This window comes from Amycolatopsis sp. WGS_07 (assembly GCF_045278895.1).
GTDB lineage: Bacteria > Actinomycetota > Actinomycetes > Mycobacteriales > Pseudonocardiaceae > Amycolatopsis.
In genome coordinates this window covers 1,798,248-1,821,027 of sequence record NZ_CP136053.1, presented here as the reverse complement: position 1 = coordinate 1,821,027, position 22,780 = coordinate 1,798,248, and the positions used below count along the sequence as shown (strand labels likewise).

Genomic DNA, 22,780 nt, shown 5'->3' with positions numbered 1-22,780 from the left:
CGGATCGATGCTGTGGTGGCGGCCGTGGGGCCGGGTGCGGCCGAAGGGACCAATGCGCGAGGTCCGCGCGATGCTCGACGGGGATACCACCCAGTGGGACTACGGCCAGGAGCCGTCGGATCTGCTGCGGGTCACGGTCAGTCCGCGCGGCTACCTCACCCTGCTCGACTGCCCGCCGGACCAGGCCCGCGAACTCCGCCGGACCGGACGGCTGCGGCTGGACGAGCCGGACGCCCGGGGCCACGTCGCGGTGGAGATCGGCGGAGTACTGACGCCGGGTCGTTTCACGATCGACCCGACCGGACTGCCCGTCTGGAAGCGCTCGCTGCAGAAGGCTGCGCTGGCAGGCCGCGGTGGCCGTGCCGGTCGCGGTGCTGGCGGTGCTCGTCGCGGTGGGCGGGGTGGTCGCGGCGTTCTGGTTCGGCGGCGGTTCGGCGTGGCCGGTGCTGATTCCCGCGCTGGTCTGGGGCGGGGTCGCGGTGGGGTGGGCCGTGCAGGTCCGGGAGACCTGGCGAACGGGCCGGGGCTCGCTCAACCCGGTCTGGGCGGCGCTGCCGGACCGGAACGTGTGGCCTGGGACGTCGGTGACCGGCTGGCTGGTGGTCGAACCCGGCTGGCCGGGGCGGTTCGGCATCGAGCGCTGCCCGCCGGAAGTCGCTGCCGAGCTGATCGAGCACCGGCGGCTGTGGGTGTACGGTCCGCCGCGGATGGGCGAGGTCCTGGTCGGCTTGCCGGGACAGGGTTTCTACGCGAAGGCGTGGCTGTCCCCGACCGGCCGAAAGCTCGACCTCGACGCCGAAGAGGACCCCAGCGTCGAGGTCGAGGCAGTCTGAAACCTCAGCGCCAGCCGGTCTCGTCCAGCCCGCCCGGGATCGGTGCGGCCGGGTCGTACGGGGTGCGGCTGAAGATGAACGTCGCGAGGTTCAGGTGGTTCGCCGTGCCGTCCGCGTCGCGGCCGACGGTGAGCGTTTCGCCCGCGTAGTAGCCGTCGAGGCCGATCCAGGTGTCCGGGCCCTCGGGACGGAACCGCGACGCGCGCCCGGCGCCGACGGCCGGGTTCAGCGAGATCAGGCCGTCGCCCTGCACGCGCAGGAAGTACGGCGACGGGCCCCAGTGCCACAGTCCGGTCAGCGCGAGCAGTTCCGGGTCCACAGTGGACGGGAACCATTCCTCGGGCAGCGCGGGTTCGAGGTCGTCGGCGGTGGTGAGCAGGTCGAGGCAGAGCTGCGTGATGCCGACGTTCGCGGTGGAGTTCGCCAGGCACAGCGCGCCGGTGCCGCTGCGCGGGTCGACCAGGGTCGCGGCGAGGAAACCGGGCATCGAACCGGTGTGCCCGGCCAGGTGCCTGCCCTGGTAGCGCACGACCATCAGGCCGAGGCCGAATCCGGTCGACCAAACCTCGGTGTCGTCGACGGTGTTCATCGTCCGCATCTCGTCGACGGTGTCGGCGGACAGCACGTCGCCGGTGTGGCCGCCGAGGAACGACGTCCAGCGGCCGAGGTCGGTGATCGTGGACCAGAGCTGGCCTGCCGGGGCCATCGCGCCGGCGTCCGGCCACTTCTCCGGCATGAGCACGTCGGCGAACGGATGCACGGCGAATCCTTCGGCGTGCGCGCCTTCCGGGTGCGGGGTCGTGCGGGTCATGCCCAGCGGAGTAAGGATTTCGTCGCGCACGACGTCGAACCACGGCCGCTCGCGGTGCCGGGCGACCAGTTCGCCGAGGACGCCGTAGCCGACGTTCGAGTAGTGGAACTTGGAGCCGGGACGCAGCTTGGTCGCGCCCTTCTCCAGGCTCGCGACCAGCGCCGCCCAGTCCGCGCCGGGCGCGCGTTCCCACCACTGGCCGGGCGATTCGGACGTGAGGCCCGAGGTGTGCGACAGCAGCTGCGCGATGGTGACCGAGCCGAACGCGGTGCCCGGGAGATGCCGTTCCAGCGGGTCGGTGAGGTCGAGTTTGCCCTCGTCGCGCAGCCGCATGACGGCGGTCGCGATCATCGTCTTGGTGATCGACCCCAGCCGGTACTGCGTGTTGTCGTCCGGGCGCTGGTCGCCGACGCGGCCGCGGGCTCCGGACCAGACGACCTCGCCGCCTCGCACGACAGCGGCGACGAGGGACGGGGCGCGGCTGACGGACTGCTCGTGTGCGAGCCGTCGGTGCAGGGCGAGTTCGGTGGAGTCGAGCATGGGCGTCATTCTGCCCGGACGGTTCAGCCGAGCAGTTGCCGGTCCAGCGCCGTCGTCACCGCCGCGGTGCGGTCGGAAACGCCGAGCTTCGAGAACACCCGCAGCAGGTGCGTTTTCACCGTCGCCTCGCCGATGTGCAGCTCGCGGCCGATTTCGGCGTTGGTGTGCCCCTTCGCGACCAGCCGCAGCACCTCGACCTCGCGTGCGGACAGCGGCGACACCGGTTCCGGGTTCCGCATCCGGTGCATGAGCTTGCCCGCGACCGACGGCGCCAGCACGGTCTCCCCGCGATGCGCGGCCCGGATCGCGCCGGCCAATTCGGTGCGCGACGCGTCTTTCAGCAGGTAGCCCGACGCGCCCGCCTCGACCGCGCGCAGGATGTCCGCGTCGGTTTCGTACGTGGTGAGCACGACGATCCGGCGGGCGGGCGTCTCCTTGAGGATCGCGTGGATCGCGCCGACGCCGTCGAGGCCCGGCATGCGCAGGTCCATCAGGACGACGTCGGGCTGTTTCACGCGGTCGAGCGCCACCGCCTCGTCGCCGGAACCGGCCTCGCCGACCACGGTGAGATCGTCCTCGGCTTCGAGCATGCCGCGCAGTCCTTCGCGCACCACGGGATGGTCGTCGACGAGCATGATCGTGATCACGCGGGCACCTCCAGTTCCAGTTCGGTGCCGCCGTTCTCGCCGGTCCGCACTTCCAGCGTGCCGCCCACCTGCTCGGCCCGCGAACGCATGCCGCGCAATCCGAACCCGGCCCCGTCGGAGTCCGGGGTAAAGCCGCACCCGTTGTCCTCCACGCGCAACCGTATCGCTCCGTCCACAGCGGACAGCCGGACGCGAACGAGAGTCGCGCCCGAGTGTTTACGCACGTTCGACAGCGCTTCTTGCGCCGCGCGCAGCAGCACTACTTCGACCGCGGTGGGCAGCGTCGGCAGATCGTCCACTTCGTACTCAACCGGGACGCCGATTTCCTCGGCGAGCCGATCTGCCTGTCGTCGCACGGCTTCCGGCAAGGAACCAGTGGCCAAATCGGACGGTGCCAGCGCGGCGACCATCGCACGGGCTTCGGCGAGGTTCTCGCGCGCGGTGCGCCCGGCGAGTGCGAGATGTTTGCGCACTGTGGACAGATCAGTGTCCAGTTCGGACTCGATCGCCTGGGTCAGCGTGATGATGCTGGTGAACCCCTGGGCGAGCGTGTCGTGGATTTCGCGGGCCAGCCGTTCGCGTTCGGCCGCGGTGCCCGCTTCCCTTGACAGCCGGGCGACCTCGGCCTGGCTGGACTCCAGTTCGCGGATCAGGTCGGCGCGGGCGCGGCTCTGCTTGAGCACGTCGCTGGTGAACTTCCCGGCCAGCACGCTGAAGACGATGAGGATCGCGGTCATCGGCAGCAGGACCGAGAGCAACTGGTTGTCCCAGCCGTCGTTCAGCACCGCGGAGACAGGTTCGAGCAGGATCAGCAGCGTCGTCGCGACGACCGCGGGCCGCAGCTCCAGCAGCATGAACAGCAGCGGGCAGGCGAGGAACAGCACGAAGCTCGCCGCGGTGGTCGCGAGAATGGCGGTGGCGCTCAACGCGATCAGCGCCACCGCCGCGACGACGCGGGCAGGCTCGTTGTCCTCGCCGTGCACGACGCGGCGTCCGACGGCCAGATATCCGACGGCGATCGCGCCCAGCGCCGCTTCGGTCACGATCTTCGTCGTCGCCGAACCGTCGTTGATGAGCACCAGGACGGCGGTCGCCACGTAGGCGACCGCGAACAGCACTTCCCAGGACCAGTACGACCGTTCCCACGCGTCGGCCTGGTTCACTTCGCTTCGTTCGTCCACCGGAACGTCACCCTCGCGAGCACCAGGCCCACCACGCACCACACCGCCAGCACCAGCGCCACCTTCGGAAGCTCCCATGTCCCCGCCATTTCCTGGGTCGCGGCCTCCGGCGGAAGGAACACCGAGCGGAAGCCCTGGCAGATCCATTTCAGCGGAAAGAACGACGCGACGTCGACCATGATCCGCGGCAGATGCGTGATCGGCGTGACGAACACCCCGGAAATGAACTGCAGCACCAAGTACACCAGCTGCACCAGCGCCACGGTGCCGTTCGCGGTGCGGGTCACCGAGCTGATCGCGATGCCCAGCAGCGTCGAGGACACGATCCCGAGCAGCAGCACCCAGACCAGGGTCAGCCACTTCGCCGGGTCGGACGGCAGTTCGAGGCGGAACAGCAGCATCGCCACCGCGGCCATCACGACGGTTTGCGACACGCTGGTCACCGCGACCATCACCATCTTGCCGACGAAATAGGCCGCCGCGGGCATCGGCGTGCCGCGCAAGCGTTTCAGCGCACCGATTTCGCGGTCCGCGGCGATGCCGATGCCGACGCTGTTGAACGACGTCGAGACGATGCCCGCGCCGATCATCCCTGCGGCGAGCAGCTGTCCGGACGACACCCCGGTCTGCCCGGTCGGGCCGTCGAGGATGGAGCCGAGCAGGATCATCAGCACCGCGGGCAGCGAGAAGGTGAACACCACCTGCTCGCGGTTGCGGAAGAACTGCCGCAGCTCGATCGCGCCGCGGGCGAGGCCGAGGCTGAACGTCCCGGGCACGGCCATGGTCGTGGTCATGGTTTTTCCCCGATCAGGTCGAGATAGATGTCTTCCAAACTGGGGCGCGTCACAGTGAGCCCGGCGAGTTCCCCTCGCTCGGCGGCGAGCTGCGAGACGAGTTTCGTCGGGAACTGGGTGCGTTCCTCGTGAATGCCGCGTTCGTCGTGCCACCGCACGACGGCCTCGGCGCGTTCGCGGCCGCCGAGCGTCGCCGGCGTCCCCTCCGCGACGACCGAACCGCGCGCGATTACCGCGAGCCGGTCGGCCAGCGCCTCGACCTCGTCCAGGTAGTGCGTGGTCAGCAGGATTGTCGTGCCCTCGTGGGCGAGTCCGTCGATGAGCGCCCAGAACTGCCGTCGCGCCTCCGGGTCGAAGCCGGTGGTGGGCTCGTCGAGGAACAGCAGTTCCGGGCGGCCGATGATGCCCAACGCGACGTCCACGCGCCGGCGTTGCCCGCCGGACAGCGATTTCACCCGCGAGCCTGCCTTCGCGGTGAGGCCGACCTGGTCGATCACCTCTTCCGGATCCCGCGGATTCGGGTAGTACTTCGCGAAGTGCCGCACGGTCTCCGCGACGGTCAGTTCCGCCGCGTCGGTGGCCGTTTGCAACACGATGCCGAGGCGGGCGCGCCACGCGCGTCCCGCGGTACCCGGGTCCTCGCCGAGGACAGTGGCTTCCCCCGCCGTCCGCTGCCGGTGCCCCTCCAGGATCTCGACGGTGGTCGTTTTGCCCGCGCCGTTGGGCCCGAGCAGGGCGAACACCTCGCCGTCGGGGATGTCGAGATCGATCCCGGCCACGGCGAGGTGGCCCGGGTACTCCTTGCGCAGTCCGCGCACTCGCACTGCTGTGCTCATGGCGTTCAGCGTGCGCCGCGGCGGGCGGTCCGCGGGACGTCCGTGCAGTGGAATCCGGCTGTCCGTCGAACGGTGGACACGCTGGTTTCCCGTGGAACCACGCCGGGCGCTGTTGACAAGTTGTCTAACATGACAAGATGTCTCACAAGCAGGTGACTGCCAGCGACGGCGTCCGCCTTTCGGTCCGGGTGAGCGGCAACCCGGACGGGCCCACGGTCGTGCTCGTGCACGGGTATCCGGACAACAGCTCGATGTGGGACGGCGTCGCCGAGGAGCTGCGCCGCGAGCACCGCGTGGTCGTCTACGACGTGCGCGGCGCGGGAGAATCCGACAAGCCGCGCGCCCGCCGGGCGTACCGGCTGGACCAGCTCGCCGACGACCTCGCCGCGGTGGTCGACGAGGTGCAGCCGTTCGGCAAGGTCCACCTCGTCGCGCACGACTGGGGTTCGATCCAGGCCTGGCACGCGGTCACCGGCGACCGGCTGCGCGGCCGGATCGCTTCGTACACCTCGCTTTCCGGGCCCAGCCTCGATCACGCTGGCGCTTGGTTCCGCGCGCAGCTGACCCGGCCGACGCCGCGCCGGCTCGGACACGCGTTGCGGCAGTTCCTGCACTCGTATTACATCGTCGCGTTCCAGGTGCCGTTGATCCCGGAACTGTTGTGGCGCACCGGAATCATGCGCACGATGATCCGGAAACTGGAGCCTGCTGAATCGTCACCGAAGACGGCCGACGGGGTGCACGGCCTGAAGCTGTACCGGGCGAACATGGGGCCGCGGCTTTCCCGGCCGCGCCCGCGTCCGGCGGAAATCCCGGTGCAGGTGCTCGCGCCGACCGGCGATTCGTACGTCACCACGCCGCTGCAGACCGAGGTCGAACGCTGGGTGCCGGATCTGCATGTCCGGCGGGTGATCGGGTCGCACTGGATCACCCGGACGAAGCCTGCGGTGGTCGCTTCCGCGGCGGCTGAGCTGATCGCGTCGGTGGAGACCGGCGAGGAAACCCGGGCGCTGCGGCGGGCCCGGGTCGGCGGCGGCCGGGGTCGGTTCGCGCACCATCTCGTGGTCGTGACCGGCGCGGGCAGCGGAATCGGCCGGGAGACCGCGCTTGCGTTCGCCGCTGAGGGCGCGGACGTAGTCGTCAGCGACATCAACGGCGATTCAGCCGCGGAAACCGCGAAACTGGTGCGGGAACGCGGGGTCGACGCCGGTGAGTACACAGTGGACTCTTCGGACGGCGAGGCGGTCGCGCGGTTCGCCGAGCAGGTGCGAGACGAGTTCGGCGTGCCGGACATCGTGGTGAACAACGCCGGGATCGGCATGTCCGGCCCGTTCCTCGACACGACGATCGAGGACTGGGAGAAGGTCGTGGACGTCAACCTGTGGGGCGTGATCCACGGGTGCCGCGCGTTCGCGCCGATGATGAAGGAACGCGCCGAGGGCGGGCAGATCGTGAACCTCGCGTCGGCCGCCGCGTACCTGCCGTCCAAGATTCTCACCGCCTACGGCACCACGAAGGCGGCTGTGCTCGCGTTGAGCAATGGCCTGCGGGCGGAGCTGGCGGCCGAAGGAATCGGGGTCACGGCGGTGTGCCCGGGGCTGGTGAATACCAACATCACTAAGACCACGAAGTTCGTCGGCGTGGACGAGGTGGAAGAGAAGCGGCGGCAGAAGGAATCGTCGAAGCTCTACGCCCGGCGCAATTTCGGACCGGAACGAGTGGCCCGCGACATTCTGCGTGCGGTGGAGAAGAACGTCGCGATCCAACCGTCCACTCCGGAGGCGAAGGTCGCGCTGGTCCTTTCGCGACTGACGCCGGGTTTGCTGCGCGCGGCGGCGAAACTGGACGTCACGCCGTGAGCCGTCCACGCCGGATGACCGCACAGGCCCGGCGGGACGATCTCATCGCGGCGGCGCTGGATCTGTTCGGCAGCCGGGCCCCGGAATTGGTCACGGTGGACGACATCGTGGCGCGCGCCGAGGTGTCGCGGCCATTGTTCTACCGGTATTTCCCGAGCCTGCGGGAATTGCAAATGCAGGCGTTGCGGACGGTCACCGACGGTTTGGTCGACCGGCTCGCGACGCTGGAGGAAGGCCCGCCGGAAGAACGGCTGCGCGCGGCGGTGCGCGGTCTCGTCGATGTCGCCGCGCACTACCGCGAGGGCTACGTGGCGTTACTGCGCAGCGGTTCGGTCATCGCCACGTCGGAGACGGACGCGGCGATCGACGAGGTCCGCAACCGGGCCGTCGAGCTGATCCTGGAAGCGCTGGCGCTCCCCGAACCGTCACCGCTGGTACTGCTGACGCTGCGCTGCTGGACCGCGGTCGTCGAGGGCGCTTTGCTGTCGTGGCTGCAGGAAGGCACCGTCGCGCGAGAAACGCTGGACGGCTGGCTGGTCGATCAGCTCACCGCGATGCTCGCCGCCACCGATACGCACCTCGCCGCAAAACCGTGAAGGCCCCCTTGAATCAAGGGGGCCTTCACGGGCAAGCGGGTCAGGCCTGCGAGATGGCGTCCCAGCCTTCGACCTCGGAAGGCGTGCGCGGGCCGGGGCCGACGTACTTCGCCGACGGACGGACCAGGCGGCCGGTCTGCTTCTGCTCCAGGATGTGCGCCGCCCAGCCGGCGGTGCGCGCGGAGGAGAACATCGCGGGCATCATGTGCGGCGGCACCTTCGCGAAGTCCAGGATCACCGCGGCCCAGAACTCGACGTTCGTTTCGATCGGGTGGTCCGGACGGCGTTCGCGCAGCTCGGCCAGCGCGGCCTGCTCCAGCGCGGCGGCCACCTCGTAGCGTTCGGCGCCCAGTTCCTTGCAGGTGCGGCGCAGCACGCGGGCACGCGGGTCCTCCGCGCGGTACACGCGGTGGCCGAAGCCCATCAGCCGCTCCTTGCGGTCGAGGATGCCCTTGACCAGCGCGCGGGCGTCACCCGAACGTTCGACCTCCTCGATCATCGGCAGCACGCGCGCCGGGGCCCCGCCGTGCAGCGGGCCGGACATCGCGCCGATCGCGCCGGACAGCGCCGCCGCGACGTCCGCCCCGGTGGAGGCGATGACGCGCGCGGTGAAGGTGGAGGCGTTGAGGCCGTGCTCGGCGGCGGAAACCCAGTACGCGTCGACCGCCTTGACGTGCGCCGGGTCCGGTTCGCCGCGCCAGCGGACCATGAACCGCTCGGTGATCGACTTCGCCTCGTCGACCCGCGACTGCGGCACCGCGGGCTGGCCGATGCCGCGCGCGGACTGCGCGACGTAGGACAGCGCCATCACCGAAGCGCGGGCGAGCTGGTCGCGCGCCTCCTCGTCGGTGATGTCGAGCAGCGGACGGTAGCCCCAGATCGGGGCGAGCATGGCGAGCGCGGACTGGACGTCGACCCGGACGTCGCCGGTGTGCACCGGAAGCGGGAACGGCTCGGCGGGCGGAAGCCCGTGCCCGAACCGGCCGTCGACCAGGAGGCCCCATACGTCGCCGAAGGTCACCTTCCCGGCGAGATCCTCGATGTCGACGCCGCGATAGCGCAGTGCACCGCCGTCCCGGTCGGGTTCGGCGATTTCGGTCCGAAACGCGACGATGCCCTCAAGGCCAGGCCGGAACCCGTCGTCGGCTTCGTTGGTCTTGCTGATCGTGGAGGTAGTCACTCTTCGCGAACCCTTTCGATGCGCATTCCCCGGCTGTGTTGTGCACGCGCGGACGGGATACACGCTGGCTCCTTGCGCGCCTCATCGCACGGTGGGACAAACCATGCTCCCTTTGCCCGGCCGGGGCAACGGAAGATGTGGTGGTTTCGGTCACGATTACGAGAACGATTCAGTCCAGGTGGACTGGGCACGCCACTTTCTCCCGTTCGTGGATGTGACCGCAGACTGGTACCCCGGTGGATCGGAGGTGAATCCCGGCTTGCGGCGGGAGCTGAGCGCAGGGCAGGTGTCACGCTCGGTAATCAAGTCGGTACGGTCGCGTGAATGCCGCGAGAGCGAAGTTCACCCGGAAGGTATTCAGTGCCGCCGGCCCGAAAAGTAAACACCGTGTATCCGAATCCGGCGAACCCCGTTCTCCGGTGGTAAGACCGTTGCCATGCACCTCAGCCCGCAAGAACGCGACAAATTGCTGGTCCACGTCGCGGCGGACGTTGCTCGCAAACGGCTCGAACGCGGTCTTCGGCTCAATCATCCCGAAGCCGTCGCGCTGATCACCGACTATGTCCTCGAAGGCGCTCGCGACGGGCGCACGGTCAGTGAACTCGCCGCGGGTGGCAGGTCGGTGCTTTCTCGCGCGCAAGTGCTTTCCGGGGTGCCCGAAATGGTGGATTCCGTCCAGGTCGAGGCTACTTTTCCGGATGGCACGAAGCTCGTCACCGTGCACGATCCGATTGTTTGAGGAGGAATCCGTGCGGCCAGGCGAGATCATTCCCGGTGCCGAGCCGGTGCCGTTGAATCCGGGGCGGGCCAGGGTGCGGTTGCGGGTGCGCAATCTTGGCGACCGGCCGGTGCAGGTCGGTTCGCACTATCACTTCGCGGCGGTCAACCCCGGCCTGGAGTTCGACCGCGAGGCCGCCCGCGGGCATCGGCTCGACGTGCCGGCCGGGACTTCGGTGCGGTTCGAGCCGGGTATCGATCGCGAGGTGGATCTCGTGCCGCTCAGCGGTAACCGGCGGGTGCCGGGGCTGCGTGCCGAATACGCCGGGGAGTTCTGATGCCGGAGATCGACCGCGCCCGCTATGCCGAACTGTTCGGGCCGACTGCCGGGGACCGGATCCGGCTTGCCGACACCGAGCTGCTGATCGAGGTGACCGAGGACCGGTCCATGGGGCCCGGCGGCAGTGGCGACGAGGTGCTCTTCGGCGGCGGCAAGGTGATCCGCGAGTCGATGGGCCAGGGGATGGCCACCCGTGCCGAGGGCGCGCCTGATCTGGTGATCACCGGTGCGGTGATTCTCGACCACTGGGGGGTCGTAAAGGCGGACGTCGGCGTGCGCGACGGGCGCGTCGTCGGGATCGGCAAGGCGGGCAATCCGGACACTATGGACGGTGTCGATCCGGCGCTGGTGATTGGGCCGTCCACGGAGGTGCTGGCGGGCAACGGGAAGATCCTCACCGCTGGCGGTATCGACTGTCACGTGCATTTCGTCTGCCCGCAGTTGGTGGACACCGCGCTCGCGGCCGGGCTGACCACTTTGGTCGGTGGCGGGACCGGGCCGAACGAGGGCACGAAGGCGACGACGGTGACGCCCGGGGCGTGGAATCTCGGCCGGATGTTGTCCGCAATGGACGGTCAGCCGGTGAACGTGTTGCTGCTGGGCAAGGGGAATACTGTCCGGCACGATGCGTTGCGGGAGCAGTTGGCTGCCGGGGCGGGCGGGTTCAAACTGCACGAGGACTGGGGTTCGACCCCGGCCGCGATCGACGCCTGCCTCACCGTCGCGGACGAATCCGGCGTGCAGGTCGCGATCCATACCGACACGCTCAACGAGGCGGGCTTTCTGGAGTCCACTGTGGAGGCGATCGGAGGCCGGTCGATCAATGCCTACCACACCGAAGGCGCGGGCGGCGGGCACGCGCCGGACATCATCGAGGTCGCCGGGATGGTGAATTTCCTTCCCTCGTCGACGAATCCGACCCGGCCGCACACCGTCAACACTCTCGACGAGCACCTCGACATGCTCATGGTGTGCCATCACCTGAACCCCTCGGTGCCCGAGGATCTCGCGTTCGCCGAAAGCCGGATCCGGCCGAGCACGATCGCCGCCGAGGACGTGCTGCACGACCTCGGCGCGATCTCGATGATGAGTTCCGATTCGCAGGCGATGGGGCGGATCGGCGAGGTGATCATCCGGACCTGGCAGACCGCACACGTGATGAAGCAACGTCGGGGCGCGCTTCCCGGCGACGGTGCGGCGGACAATCTGCGCGCCCGTCGTTACGTCGCGAAGTACACGATCAACCCGGCGATCGCGCACGGAATGGACGCGGAGATCGGTTCGGTCGAAGTCGGCAAGCTCGCTGATTTAGTGCTGTGGGAACCGAAGTTCTTCGGCGTGCGTCCGCATGTGGTGCTGAAGGGCGGATTCCCGGCCTGGGCGGCGATGGGCGACGCGAACGCTTCGATCCCGACGCCGCAACCGGTGCTCGCGCGGCCGATGTTCGGTGCCGCGCCCTCGGTAGCGGCGGCGTCCAGTTTGCACTTCGTGGCTCCGGAAGCGCTGGATTCCGGGCTGTCCGAACGGTTTCGTATCGCGCGGCCGCTGGCGGCGGTCGCCAACACTCGCCGCCGGACGAAAGCGGACATGGTGCTGAACGACGCGACGCCGGAGGTAAAGGTGGATCCGGACAGTTTCGCGGTACGCGTGGACGGAGAGCTGATCGAACCGCATCCGGTGGCCGAATTGCCCATGGCGCAACGATATTTCCTGTTCTGATGGACCCGGTCGCGCTCATTCTCGCGGACTCCCGGTTCCCAGGCGGCGGGCACGTGCATTCCGGCGGGCTCGAAGAGGTAGCGGCACGCGGCCTCGTCCGGTCCGAACGCGACTTGCCGGGTTTCCTCTTTGGACGGTTGTGCACGGCGGGCCTCCTCGCTGCTGCCTTTGCGGCCGCCTCAGCACACGCCGCCGCCCGAGGTGTCGAGAGTGGACACTGGCGTCGGCTCGATCAGGAACTCGACGCCCGTACGCCGTCGCTCGCGCAACGGGAAGCGTCGCGAGCGCAAGGCCGCGGTAACGCGCGGGCCGGGCGAGCGGCGTGGCCGTCGCCGGTGTTGTCGCAGCTGCTCACCGAGACCCCGCGTCCGCATCATCCGATCGTCAGCGGGGCGCTCGTCGGCATTGGCGGCGGCAGTCCGTTCGACGCGGCGATGGCGGTCGCCTACCTCGCGGTCAGCGGTCCGGCGAGCGCGGCGGTGCGGCTGCTCGGGCTCGACCCGTTCGCGGTGAACGCGGTGGTCGCGCGGCTCGCCGGGCCGTTGCGTGAAGTAAGCGGCCGGGCCGCGGAGACTGCCGGTGCCGATCCGGCCGATTTGCCAGCACCAGCGTCGCCGGCGCTGGATTTGTTCGCCGAGGAACACGCTCGGCATCACCAGGAAGAGGTGCGTCTCTTTGCCAGCTGAACACGGCCACGGGCATTTCCACGCGGTCAACTTCGACCCGACCGCCGCCGAACCGGACCACTACGAGGCCGCGCCGACCGCCGGGCGGGCGTACCGGATCGGCATCGGCGGCCCGGTCGGCAGCGGCAAAACCGCGCTCACCGCCGCGTTGTGCCGCGCGCTGGGCGACGAGCTGAACCTGGCCGTGGTCACCAACGACATCTACACCACCGAGGACGCGGACTTCCTGCGCCGGGCGGGCGTCCTCGACCCGGAGCGGATCGAGGCGGTGCAAACCGGAGCCTGCCCGCACACCGCGATCCGCGACGACATCACCGCGAACCTCGACGCGGTGGAGCGGCTGGAGGAGAAGTTCCCCGGCCTGGAATTGGTGATCGTGGAAAGCGGCGGCGACAACCTGACCGCGGTGTTCAGCCGAGGGCTGGCCGACAGCCAGATCTTCGTGGTCGACGTCGCCGGCGGCGACAAGGTGCCGCGCAAGGGCGGCCCCGGCGTGACGACCGCGGACCTGCTGGTGATCAACAAAACGGACCTCGCCCCGCTGGTCGGCGCGGACCTGACCGTGATGACCTCGGACGCGCACCGGATGCGCGGCGAACTGCCGGTGCTCGCGCAGTCCCTAGTGGACACTCCGGAGGCACCGGCGGTGGCCGACTGGGTGCGTTCGCTGGTGCCGGTCCGGCAGGGGTGAAGGCGCACGCGCGCCTGGTCGCGGCCCTCGACGGCGGACGGACGGTGCTGCGGGAGCTGAAATCGATGGCCCCGCTCACTCTCGTCCCGCGTCGCCAGCGCGGTCTCGGTGCCATGGTGCACCTGGTCAGCTCCGCGACCGCCCCGCTCGGCGGCGACGAGCTGCGGCTCGAGATCCGGGTCGAGGCGGGCGCGGAGCTGAAGCTGTCCGGAGTCGCGGCGACGCTCGCCCTGCCCGGCCTGCGCGACGGACCGAGCTTGTCCACTGTGGAGGTCACCGTCGAGGACGGTGGTTCGTTCGAATACCTGCCGGAGCCGACCGTCGTCACCGGCCGGGCGGAACACGTCGCGGTACTGCGCGCCGACCTGGCGTCAACCGCCCGGTTCCGTACCCGGGAGGTGCTTGTCCTCGGCCGGGAAGGGGAACGCCCCGGACGGCTGTCCTCGACAGTGCACGTGACCTGCGGCGGTGTCCCGGTACTCCGGCAGACGCAGACCGTCGGCGACGCGGTTCTGGACGCGAGCCTCGCCGTACTGGCCGGGCATCGGGTGCTGGTCACCGAGCTGGAGTTCGGCGGACCGCCGCGGCGAGCGGAGTCCGGACCGTGGTGGTCGCGGACCCCGCTCGCCGCGGGCGGCACGCTGACGACCGCGGTCGGTCCGGACGTGGTGACCGCGTCGAGGCTCGGGTTATCCGGCGGTGCGGAAAGTCGGCTCGGGCAGTGAGACCGGACCGGCTGTGCGGCACATGTCGTGGCAGCTGCTGTCGAGCGTGCAGCACAGCGAGCAGATCGGGCCGCCCTGGTTGGCGCAGTCGGCGATGTCCGGCAGTTCGTAGGCGTCGCCGCAGACCGAGCAGGTGTGTGTGGCGGTGAGGTCCTGATCGGACTCAGGGCCGGAAACGAGGTTGGGCCGCACCAGGTAGTACCGGCCGCGGGTGGCCACCGCGAGCACCGGCACCAGCACGACGGCGATCACCATCGCCAGCAGCGGGCTGAAGGCCGCCAGATATTCGCCGAACGCGCCAAAGTACGCCGCGATCGACACCGCGGAAGCGATCAGCATGGCTCCGAAGCCGACCGGGTTGATCTTGTGCAGGTAAGCCCGTTTGAATTCGATGTAGCGCGGGGAAAGGCCGAGCGGTTTCGCGATCACGAGGTCCGCGCACACCGCGCCGATCCAGGCGATCGCGACGTTGGAATAGAAGCCAAGGATTTTGTTCAGGAAACCGAACGCGCCGAACTCCATCAACGCGAGCGCGATCCCGCAGTTGACCAGCACGTACCAGGCCCGGCCCGGGTGGCGGTGCAGTACGCGGGAGAAGAAGTTCGCGAAGGACAGCGAGCCGGAGTACGCGTTCGTCGTGTTGATCTTGATCTGCGAAACCACCACGAACAACGCGGCGAAGGTGAGCGCGGCCGGTCCGAGCGCGGGCCGCACCGCCTCGAGATAGGGCGCGATCGGCTCCAGCGCCGCGGTCTTGCCGACCACCCCGAGCGCGAGGAAGGCCAGCAGGGCGCCGCCGATCTGCTTGGCCGCGCCGAGCACCACCCAGCCTGGTCCAGCGGCGAGCACCGCGGCCCACCAGGAGCGCTTGTTCTCCGCCGTCTTCGCCGGCATGAAGCGCAGGTAGTCGGCCTGCTCGCCGATCTGCCCGATCAGCGACAGCGCGATGCCCATGCCGAACCCGAAGCCGACCGCGGAGAAGCCGGAACCCGCGCCCTCGATGCCGCCGAACGTCGCGAACTCGGCGAATCGTCCGGGTTCCCGCACGAGCACGACGACGAACGGCAGCACCAGTCCGGCGATCCAGATCGGCTGCGTCCAGGTCTGCATCTTCGCGACCGCGCCCATCCCGTAGAGCGCGAACGGCAGCACGATCAGCGTCGCCAGCAAGTAGCCGATCGGCAGCGGAATGCCGAGCGCCAACTGGAACGCCTGACCCATGATCGAGCCTTCGAGGGAGAAGAAGATCACGGTGAAACTGGCATAGACCAGCGAGGTGAGGGTGGATCCGAAGTAGCCGAATCCGGCGCCGCGGGTGAGCAGGTCCATGTCGACGCCGTAGGTCGCGCAGGCGCGCGCGATCGGCACCCCGGTCACGAAGATCACCACCGCGGCGGCCAGGATGGCGAGGACTCCCGAGGTGAAGCCGTAGGACAGCACGATGCTGGCACCGATGGCGAAGTCGGCGAGGTAGGCGATCCCGCCCAGCGCGGTCGTCGCGACGACGAACGGCGACCAGCGCCGGAACGATTGCGCGGCGAAGCGCAGTGAGTAGTCCTCGCGGTTTTCATTGGCGGCGAGCGTGGCGTAGGTGCGTTGTGGCTTTCGCGTGTCGTCGCGTTCGGACAGAGTCTCGGTCATCTGGCCTGCCTCCGTGAGTGGGGACGGGTGCCGGAGCAGGTCGAAAGGTAGGTGCGGCCTGTATCGATCAGGGACCAGCCTGTGAACGCCGCGTTACAACTCGGCGTCCTGCGGTTACGGCCCGATGGCGGGCCGGGCGTGGCAGGAGTCACCGTTCGGTGGGTTTCGCCGGGACCGGCGACCCAATACCGTCGGCGGATAGCCGTGATTCGACACCCTCACCAGGGGTAACGGAGGTTGGGCCGGATGACACCGGAGATCGACGAGGCGGTCGTGCGGCTGCCCGGCATGCGGGTGGCCTACGACAGCGCGCCGTTCGACGAGGCGGCGCTCGCGGGCACCTGGCACGAGCAGTTGGAAAGCTGGCTGAGCCAGGCGGTGTCCGAAGCGCTCGCGGAACCCAACGCGATGGTGCTGGCGACCGCCGACGCCGAAGGCAGGCCGTCCTCGCGCACGGTGCTGTGCAAGGGCTTCGACGAACGCGGCGTCGTGTTCTACACGAACTACACGTCGGCGAAGAGCCACGACCTCACGGCTACGCGTTACGCGTCGGCCACCTTCCCCTGGTATCCGCTGCATCGGCAGGTCACGGTTCGCGGCGAGGTTGAGAAGGTCTCCGCGGAGGAGACGGCTGCGTACTGGGCTCAGCGGCCGCGTGGGTCGCAGTTGGGGGCTTGGGCGTCGCCGCAGTCTCGGGTGGTCGAGGGGCGGCGGGCGTTGGACAATGCGCTGCGGAATATTGAGCGGCGGTTTGCGGATGTTGAGCAGATTCCGGCTCCGCCGCATTGGGGTGGGTGGCGGATCCGGCCGGACTTTGTCGAGTTCTGGCAGGGGCGCGAGGACCGGTTGCATGACCGGCTTCGGTTTCACCGGACTCATGACGGGTGGCAGGTGGAGCGGTTGGCTCCCTGAGTCTTGTGGTGGTGGGCTGCTCGTCGCCTGGCGGCGACATTGCGGTCCTTCACTGCGTGGGGCACCCCGAAGCCCGATTGTGACTACGGCGCGGGGGTGCTTGTCAAGGCGGGAAAGATGCCTTGACAAGCACCCCCGCGCCGCGTTTTGGCTTCGTATCGGGGTGCGGGGGAGTGTGGGTGCCCTGGTGAGTTGAGTGGGTTGGCGGCGGTTCGTGGTGTTGAGGTCCGTGAAGGACTCCTTGAGGGAATCTGATTCCCTCAAGGAGTCCTTCACGGACCTCCCGCCGGGGTGGGGCCAGGTGGGTCGGCTGCGGGGAAAATCACCTGCGCTCGATTCGTTAGCGCAACTAAGCTGATAGCTCGTGACTTCAGAACCGGGGATACGCCCGCCCCGTAACGGGGCTCGCAAGCTCCTCGGCCGGATCGTCGTTGATACTCGTCCGCTCAAAGTTCCGGCTTTTCGGCGGCTCTGGATGTCCACCGCGGTCACCGCGGTCGGGTCGCAGCTCACCGCGGTCGCGGTGCCGAAGCAGGTTTTCGACATCACCGGATCGTCCGGGTACGTCGGGCTGACCGGGGCGGTCGCGCTCGTGCCGCTGCTCGTGTTCGGGTTGTGGGGCGGGGCGATCGCCGATGCGGTGGACCGGCGGAAGTTGCTGCTCGTCACCAACGTCGGGGTCGCGGGCACGTCCGCGCTGCTGTGGCTCCAGGCGTTCGCCGGGCTGCATTCGGTGTGGCTCGTGCTCGGGCTGCTCGCTCTCAACCAGGCGTTTTTCGCGATCAACCTGCCCACTCGCGGCGCGGTCGTCGCGCGGCTGGTGCCTGCCTCGCTGCTGCCGTCGGCGAACGCGCTCAACACCACGATGGGCACGTTCGGCGCGGTGTTCGGGCCGTTGTTCGGCGGGGCGCTGATTCCGGTGATCGGACTGTCCACTTTGTACCTGGTGGACGTCTGTGCGCTGGCGATCACGCTGATCGCGGTGTGGCGGCTGCCTTCGATCCCGCCGCTCGGCGAGGGGACGCGTAAGGCGGGCATCGGCTCGGTGATCGACGGGTTTCGCTATCTGGCCAAGCAAAAGGTGCTGCTGGCGTCGTTCGTCGTGGACATTATCGCGATGGTCGCCGGCATGCCTCGGGCGTTGATTCCGGAGATGGCCGAGCGGACGTTCGGCGATCCGCCCGGCGGTGGTCCGGCGCTGGGCATGCTCTACGCCGCGCTGCCCGCGGGGGCGATGCTGATCGGGTTGTTCTCCGGCTGGTTGCACCGGGTGTACCGGCAGGGCGCGGCGGTCGTCATCGCGATCTGCTGCTGGGGTGCGGCGATGGCGTCGTTCGGGCTCGCGCATTCGCTGTGGCTGGCGCTGGTGTTCATGGCGCTCGGCGGCGCGGCGGACATGGTCAGCGCGGTGTACCGGCAGGCGATCCTGCAGACCGCCACCACCGACGAGATGCGCGGGCGGCTCCAAGGGGTGTTCACCGTGGTCGTCGCGGGTGGGCCGCGGATCGCCGATCTCACACACGGCTGGGCGGCCGCGGCCTGGGGAACGAAGGCAGCGGCGACCGGCGGCGGGGTGCTGGTGATCGTGTTGGTGGTGGCTTCGCTGGCGGTTTTGCCTGGATTTTGGCGGTATCGCGCTCCGCTCGACGAGGGGCACTGACGGTAGCGTTACTCCGGCCGGAATAGCATGCCCGATATGCGTGCATACCCGATCGCTTTGTTGATCTCCGCCGCTGCTGTCCTCACCGCGTGCTCGTCCGGTGAGCAGAAGGCCGCCGCACCGGCACCGCCGCCCGCGTCCAAGGCTCCGGCCTCCTCGTCCGCGCCCGCCACGAAGGCCGCGGACACCTGCTCCTTGCTGCCGTCCGACGACGTCAGCAAGGCGATCAAGATCCCCGGCATCACCTCGAAGGCCGGCCCCGCCCACGACAACCCGAGCAACGGCGGCAAGGCCACGAGCTGCGAGTACGTCGTCGAAGGCAAGACCGCCGGCGCGCTCGCGGTGACCCGCTACGAGGGCCGCAAGGCCAAGCCCGCCGACATGATCGCGGCGATCAAGAAGGCCAAGCCGGGCGCGGTCGACGTGCCGGGCTTCCCGGACGGCGCGGTGTTCTATGTGGACCAGCAGAAGACCGCCACGCTCGCCGCGGCCAAGGTGTCCAACGGCGTTCCGGTGCTGGTCAACTACACCGGACCGGTCAAGATGACCAAGGAAATGATGACCCCCCTAGTGCACACGGCGGTCGCCAAAGCCTGATCACCCCCACTTCCCGCGCGCGTCCGGACAAGGCACACTAACCGCCCATGACGGACGTGAGCGAGGACACATCCAAGGTCGCCGAGCCCGCGCTGCTGCGGGTCATGGGCCCGAAGCTGCTGCTGTTCTTCGTGGTCGGCGACATCATCGGCACCGGCGTGTACGCGCTGACCGGGCAGGTCGCCGGACGCGTCGGCGGCGCGTTGTGGCTGCCGTTCCTGCTGGCTTTCGTGGTCGCGTTCATGACCGCGTTCAGCTATCTCGAGCTGGTCGGCAAGTATCCGCGCGCGGCCGGCGCGGCGCTGTACACGAACAAGGCCTTCGGGGTGCCGTTCCTGACCTTCATGGTCGCGTTCGCGGTGATGTGTTCAGGGATCACCTCGGCGTCGTCGGCCGCTGTCGCCTTCGGCGCGACCTACCTCGCGGCCTTCGTGAAGCTGCCGACGGTGCTGGTCGGCATCGCGTTCGTGGTGCTGCTGGCCTTGATCAACTTCCGTGGCATTGGCGAATCGGTGAAAGCCAATGTCGTCCTCACCTGCATCGAGCTGTCCGGGCTGTTGATCATTATCGGCGTCGGCGTGTGGGCGGTGTTAAACGGTGACGGCGAACCGTCGCGGCTGGTCGAGATCGACACCGCGGACAAGACGTGGCTGGTCGCCATCTCGTCGGCGACGTCGCTGGCGTTCTTCGCGATGGTGGGCTTCGAGGACTCGGTGAACATGGCCGAGGAATGCCATGACCCGGTACGGATTTTCCCGCGCGCGATGCTGTGGGGCATGGTCATCGCCGCGACGATCTACGTGCTGGTCTCGGTGACGTCGTCGCTGCTCGTCCCGGCTGCCGAGCTGGCCGGCGCGAAGAGCGACGCGCTGCTGAAGGTGCTCGACGTCGGCGCGCCCGGGTTCCCGCGTGAAATTTTCTCAGCCATCGGCCTGTTCGCTGTGATCAATTCTGCGCTGATCAACATGCTGATGGCCAGCAGGCTGCTGTACGGCCTCTCGAACGAACGCGTACTGCCGCCGGTGTTCGGCCGCGTGCACCCGACTCGGCGGACGCCGTGGGTGTCGATCATCTTCACCAGCGTCATCGCCATCGGTCTGGTGTCCTTTGTGGATATCAGCGCGCTCGGCGGTACGACCGCGTTGCTGTTGCTCGTGGTGTTCGCCATCGTCAACATCGCGCTGCTGGTGCTGCGCAAGGACAAGGTGGCGCACAAGCATTTCCGTGCGCCGACCGTGGTGCCGGTGCTCGCGGCGGTCTTCTGCCTGTACCTGGTGAGCCCGCTGTCCGGCCGTCCGGCGCAGGACTACCGGGTGGCCGGCATCCTGCTCGCCGTCGGCGTCCTGTTGTGGGTGGTGAACCTCCTGGTGAAGCGGGCGGTCAGTGGTGCGTCATCGCGGCCTGGAGCCACCAAGCGCTGAAGCCGGCGATTTTCGCGTCGACCACCAGCGGCCGGTCGAGCCCGGCGGCGATCCGCGTTGACACTTCGTCGAGGTCTTCCTTGGCGCGGACTGTGATCGCATCACAGCCGTAGCCGCGGGCGATGGCAGCGATGTCCGTGTCGGGGAAGGTCACTGTGTCGGCTGGGTGTCCGCCGGGCTCGAAGAAGTACACCTCCGCGCCGTAGGCGTGGTCGTTGTACACGACGATCAGCATGGGGAGCTTCAGCCGGACAACGGTTTCCAGTTCGGCGATGCTCATCAGGAACCCGCCGTCGCCGCAGGCCGCGACCGGGAAGCGGGCTGGCTGGGCGAGTGCCGCGCCGATCGCGGTTGCCAGTCCGAGGCCGATCGACTGGAACGCCTGGGTGAAGCAGAACCCGTTCTCGTCCGGGACGTCGAGGTACATCGTGGGATAGCCCATGAAGTTCCCCGAATCGACGCCGACGACCCGGTTGGCCGGAATGAGTTCGTCCAGCGCCGCGGACAACGTGCGCGGGTCGATGGCCTCGGCGGTTCCGGCGTCGTCGTACGCGTTATCGCGCCAGCGGATTTCCCGGGCGATCCGGTCCTTGAGCTGCTCGCTGCGGTATCCATTGTGGACATCAAGGTGCTCGGTCACGGCCAGTGCGGTACCGGCGACGTCGCCCACGATGCCCAGGGTGACCGGCCGGTTCCGGCCCAGCGCGGCGGATTCCAGGTCGACCTGCACGAGAGTCGTGTCCGGGGACAGTAACCGGCCGTGCGCGGTGGTCCAGTCGTTGAGCGCGGAACCCCAGCCGACGACGACGTCCGCGCCCTGGATGAGTTCGGTCGTCAGGGGCGAGGAAAACCCGCCGGACACCCCGATCGCCCACGGTTCGCCCGCGAACAGTCCTTTCGCGACCGCGCCTTCGGCGAGCAGCGCGCCACAACGGTCGGCCAGCGCGACCAGTTCGGGACGGGCTGCCCGGGAACCGCGTCCACAAAGGAATACCGGACGCTCGGCGTGCTGCAGAATCTCCGCGAGCGCCTTCACTTCCGGGTCGGCAGCTCGTGGTTGCGGCAGCGGTTCGATGGCAGTCAGCTCGTCGAGAAGGCTCTCCTCGATGGGCTCGGCTTGAACTTCCAGCGGGAGTCGCAAAAGGACAGTCCGCCGGTCACGCCGGGCTTGGGTGAACGCCCGGCGCACGTCGGCCAGTGCGGTTTTCGCCGAGCGGACCAGGATGCTGCTCGCTCCCACGGACCGGGCGAGCGCGTCCTGGTCGATGTGAAAGTTTGACAGCGGGTCGGTCGCCTCGCCGGTCACGATGATCAGCGGGGTCCGGCTCTTCGCTGCCTCGCCGATGCCGGTGGTCGCGTTGCCCAGTCCGCAGCCCTGGTGCACCGACACCACCGCGACCTCGCCGCTGCACCGCGCATACGCGTCGGCCATCGTGGTCGCGCCGCCCTCGTGCCGGGCCGCGACGAACTCGGCCCCGCCCTGGATCAGGCCGTTGGTGAAGTGGAAGTTTCCGCTGCCCACCACGCCGAACGCCTTGCGGACGCCAAATTTGGTCAACGCGATCCCGACCGCTTGTGCAACGTTCACAGCTGACCCCCGGGCACCACCGCGAGCACTCGCGCCGGGCTGCCCGTTCCGCCGACGATCGGCAGCGGGCAGACCACGACGAGCGTACCGGTCGGCGGCAGCGAACCGAGGTTCTGCAACGAGGTGATGCCGTATTTGTCCGCGCCGAGCAAATGGTGGTGCGCGGGCATGGGCGGGTCGAGCGCGAAGCCGTTACCGGCGTCGATGCCGACGGTTTCCACGCCATAGCCAGCGATCGGCGTCTCCTCGGCGAGCCACTTCGCCGCTGCGGCCGAGATGCCCGGGGTGTGGCTGGCACCGTCGGAGAAGTTGAGGAACGCGTCGCGGTCCTGCGCGTACTGGTCCCAGCCGGAATGCACGAGCAGCCAGCCGCCCTCGCGCAACGGCCCGTGCTCGGCCTCCCAAGCCCGGATGTCGTCGATCTCCAGCAGGAAGTCCGGATCATCGGCGACGCGCGCGGAGATGTCGAGAACGTGTGCTGGGCCGATCAGCCTGCTGACCGGCAGTTCCGAAACGTCCGCGCCGTCGCGGTTGGAGATCCAGTGCCGTGGCGCGTCGAGGTGGGTGCCGATGTGCTCGCCGGTGTGGATGTTGTTGTGCCGCCACAGCGGGCCGGAGTCGTCGAACTCGCTGACCGATTCGAGGCTGAAGTCGATCAGATTCGCGAACGGCTCCGGCAGCTGCAGGGTCGGGGTGTCGGCGCTGAGTTTGTTGGTGAGGTCGACGACCCGGAGCCGGCCCTCGGCCAGCTGGGTCAGGAGCTGGTCGACCGCGGTCTCGGCGGGGATGCTCATCGATGCGTCCTC

General features: G+C 68.9%; 22 protein-coding genes. 13 read left to right on the top strand and 9 right to left on the bottom strand.

Annotation, left to right across the window (positions count from 1 at the left end):
* The first annotated feature begins 353 nt into the window (after nt 1-353).
* Nucleotides 354-833 (top strand): hypothetical protein, encoded by a 480-nt coding sequence (locus tag RPX00_RS08385; RefSeq protein ID WP_406638891.1) that lies wholly within the window; start codon nt 354-356, stop codon nt 831-833.
* Between the two features lie 4 nt (nt 834-837).
* On the opposite strand, the gene RPX00_RS08380 is transcribed toward RPX00_RS08385, so the two are convergent.
* From RPX00_RS08380 to RPX00_RS08360, 5 genes are read right to left on the bottom strand one after another with little or no spacing between them, the layout of a single operon-like run.
* Nucleotides 838-2,184 carry a serine hydrolase domain-containing protein gene (locus RPX00_RS08380; RefSeq protein WP_406638890.1) on the bottom strand — a complete coding sequence of 449 codons (1,347 nt, stop codon included), beginning with the start codon at nt 2,182-2,184 and terminating at the stop codon, nt 838-840.
* Between the two features lie 23 nt (nt 2,185-2,207).
* The gene (locus RPX00_RS08375; protein ID WP_406638889.1) at nt 2,208-2,831 is read right to left on the bottom strand and encodes a response regulator; all 624 of its coding nucleotides are present in this window, start codon (nt 2,829-2,831) and stop codon (nt 2,208-2,210) included.
* Nucleotides 2,828-4,012 (bottom strand): sensor histidine kinase, encoded by a 1,185-nt coding sequence (locus RPX00_RS08370; protein ID WP_406638888.1) that lies wholly within the window; start codon nt 4,010-4,012, stop codon nt 2,828-2,830. The genes RPX00_RS08375 and RPX00_RS08370 overlap by 4 nt, the downstream gene beginning before the upstream one ends.
* Nucleotides 3,991-4,806 (bottom strand): ABC transporter permease, encoded by an 816-nt coding sequence (locus RPX00_RS08365; RefSeq protein ID WP_406638887.1) that lies wholly within the window; start codon nt 4,804-4,806, stop codon nt 3,991-3,993. The genes RPX00_RS08370 and RPX00_RS08365 overlap by 22 nt, the downstream gene beginning before the upstream one ends.
* Nucleotides 4,803-5,642, bottom strand: a complete 840-nt coding sequence (locus RPX00_RS08360) for an ABC transporter ATP-binding protein (protein WP_406638886.1) — start codon at nt 5,640-5,642, stop codon at nt 4,803-4,805. The genes RPX00_RS08365 and RPX00_RS08360 overlap by 4 nt, the downstream gene beginning before the upstream one ends.
* Nucleotides 5,643-5,794: 152 nt before the next feature.
* On the opposite strand from RPX00_RS08360, the gene RPX00_RS08355 reads away from it, so the two are divergent.
* A complete protein-coding gene (locus RPX00_RS08355; RefSeq protein WP_406642835.1) occupies nt 5,795-7,501 on the top strand; it encodes an SDR family oxidoreductase in 1,707 nt (568 codons plus the stop codon).
* A 14-nt stretch (nt 7,502-7,515) separates the two neighbouring features.
* Nucleotides 7,516-8,097, top strand: a complete 582-nt coding sequence (locus RPX00_RS08350) for a TetR/AcrR family transcriptional regulator (RefSeq protein ID WP_406642833.1) — start codon at nt 7,516-7,518, stop codon at nt 8,095-8,097.
* A 40-nt stretch (nt 8,098-8,137) separates the two neighbouring features.
* Here the strand turns inward: RPX00_RS08350 and RPX00_RS08345 are convergent, their stop codons facing one another.
* Nucleotides 8,138-9,277 carry a citrate synthase 2 gene (locus RPX00_RS08345; RefSeq protein ID WP_406638885.1) on the bottom strand — a complete coding sequence of 380 codons (1,140 nt, stop codon included), beginning with the start codon at nt 9,275-9,277 and terminating at the stop codon, nt 8,138-8,140.
* A 436-nt stretch (nt 9,278-9,713) separates the two neighbouring features.
* Between RPX00_RS08345 and RPX00_RS08340 the strand changes: the two genes are divergently transcribed.
* Genes RPX00_RS08340 through RPX00_RS08315 form a run of 6 tightly spaced genes read left to right on the top strand, consistent with a single transcriptional unit; the run spans nt 9,714 to nt 14,155 of the window.
* A complete protein-coding gene (locus RPX00_RS08340) occupies nt 9,714-10,016 on the top strand; it encodes an urease subunit gamma (protein WP_406638884.1) in 303 nt (100 codons plus the stop codon).
* Nucleotides 10,017-10,026: 10 nt separating this feature from the next.
* Nucleotides 10,027-10,332 (top strand): urease subunit beta, encoded by a 306-nt coding sequence (locus RPX00_RS08335; RefSeq protein ID WP_406638883.1) that lies wholly within the window; start codon nt 10,027-10,029, stop codon nt 10,330-10,332.
* On the top strand, nt 10,332-12,053 hold the full coding sequence (locus RPX00_RS08330) for an urease subunit alpha (RefSeq protein WP_406638882.1): 1,722 nt from the start codon (nt 10,332-10,334) through the stop codon (nt 12,051-12,053). The genes RPX00_RS08335 and RPX00_RS08330 overlap by 1 nt, the downstream gene beginning before the upstream one ends.
* Nucleotides 12,053-12,739 carry an urease accessory protein UreF gene (locus tag RPX00_RS08325; protein WP_406638881.1) on the top strand — a complete coding sequence of 229 codons (687 nt, stop codon included), beginning with the start codon at nt 12,053-12,055 and terminating at the stop codon, nt 12,737-12,739. Before RPX00_RS08330 ends, RPX00_RS08325 begins: the two co-directional genes overlap by 1 nt.
* Nucleotides 12,729-13,430 carry an urease accessory protein UreG gene (gene ureG, locus RPX00_RS08320; protein ID WP_406638880.1) on the top strand — a complete coding sequence of 234 codons (702 nt, stop codon included), beginning with the start codon at nt 12,729-12,731 and terminating at the stop codon, nt 13,428-13,430. Before RPX00_RS08325 ends, ureG begins: the two co-directional genes overlap by 11 nt.
* Nucleotides 13,427-14,155: an urease accessory protein UreD gene (locus RPX00_RS08315; RefSeq protein ID WP_406638879.1), complete on the top strand. Its 729-nt coding sequence runs from the start codon at nt 13,427-13,429 to the stop codon at nt 14,153-14,155. Before ureG ends, RPX00_RS08315 begins: the two co-directional genes overlap by 4 nt.
* On the opposite strand, the gene RPX00_RS08310 is transcribed toward RPX00_RS08315, so the two are convergent.
* Nucleotides 14,120-15,796: a purine-cytosine permease family protein gene (locus RPX00_RS08310; RefSeq protein WP_406638878.1), complete on the bottom strand. Its 1,677-nt coding sequence runs from the start codon at nt 15,794-15,796 to the stop codon at nt 14,120-14,122. The genes RPX00_RS08315 and RPX00_RS08310 overlap by 36 nt on opposite strands.
* Nucleotides 15,797-16,042: 246 nt before the next feature.
* On the opposite strand from RPX00_RS08310, the gene pdxH reads away from it, so the two are divergent.
* The 4 genes from pdxH (at nt 16,043) to RPX00_RS08290 (ending at nt 20,386) form a co-directional block, all read left to right on the top strand.
* Nucleotides 16,043-16,708 (top strand): pyridoxamine 5'-phosphate oxidase, encoded by a 666-nt coding sequence (gene pdxH / locus RPX00_RS08305; protein WP_406638877.1) that lies wholly within the window; start codon nt 16,043-16,045, stop codon nt 16,706-16,708.
* A 382-nt stretch (nt 16,709-17,090) separates the two neighbouring features.
* Nucleotides 17,091-18,368 (top strand): MFS transporter, encoded by a 1,278-nt coding sequence (locus tag RPX00_RS08300; RefSeq protein ID WP_406642831.1) that lies wholly within the window; start codon nt 17,091-17,093, stop codon nt 18,366-18,368.
* Between the two features lie 36 nt (nt 18,369-18,404).
* Entirely contained in the window at nt 18,405-18,965 is a 561-nt protein-coding gene (locus RPX00_RS08295) for a hypothetical protein (protein ID WP_406638876.1), read from the top strand.
* Nucleotides 18,966-19,012: 47 nt separating this feature from the next.
* The gene (locus RPX00_RS08290; RefSeq protein WP_406638875.1) at nt 19,013-20,386 is read left to right on the top strand and encodes an APC family permease; all 1,374 of its coding nucleotides are present in this window, start codon (nt 19,013-19,015) and stop codon (nt 20,384-20,386) included.
* Here RPX00_RS08290 and RPX00_RS08285 read toward each other — a convergent pair.
* Complete coding sequence (locus tag RPX00_RS08285) at nt 20,346-21,974, bottom strand: thiamine pyrophosphate-binding protein (RefSeq protein ID WP_406638874.1); 1,629 nt, start codon at nt 21,972-21,974, stop codon at nt 20,346-20,348. The genes RPX00_RS08290 and RPX00_RS08285 overlap by 41 nt on opposite strands.
* Nucleotides 21,971-22,768 carry a cyclase family protein gene (locus tag RPX00_RS08280; RefSeq protein ID WP_406638873.1) on the bottom strand — a complete coding sequence of 266 codons (798 nt, stop codon included), beginning with the start codon at nt 22,766-22,768 and terminating at the stop codon, nt 21,971-21,973. The genes RPX00_RS08285 and RPX00_RS08280 overlap by 4 nt, the downstream gene beginning before the upstream one ends.
* Nucleotides 22,769-22,780 lie beyond the last annotated feature (12 nt).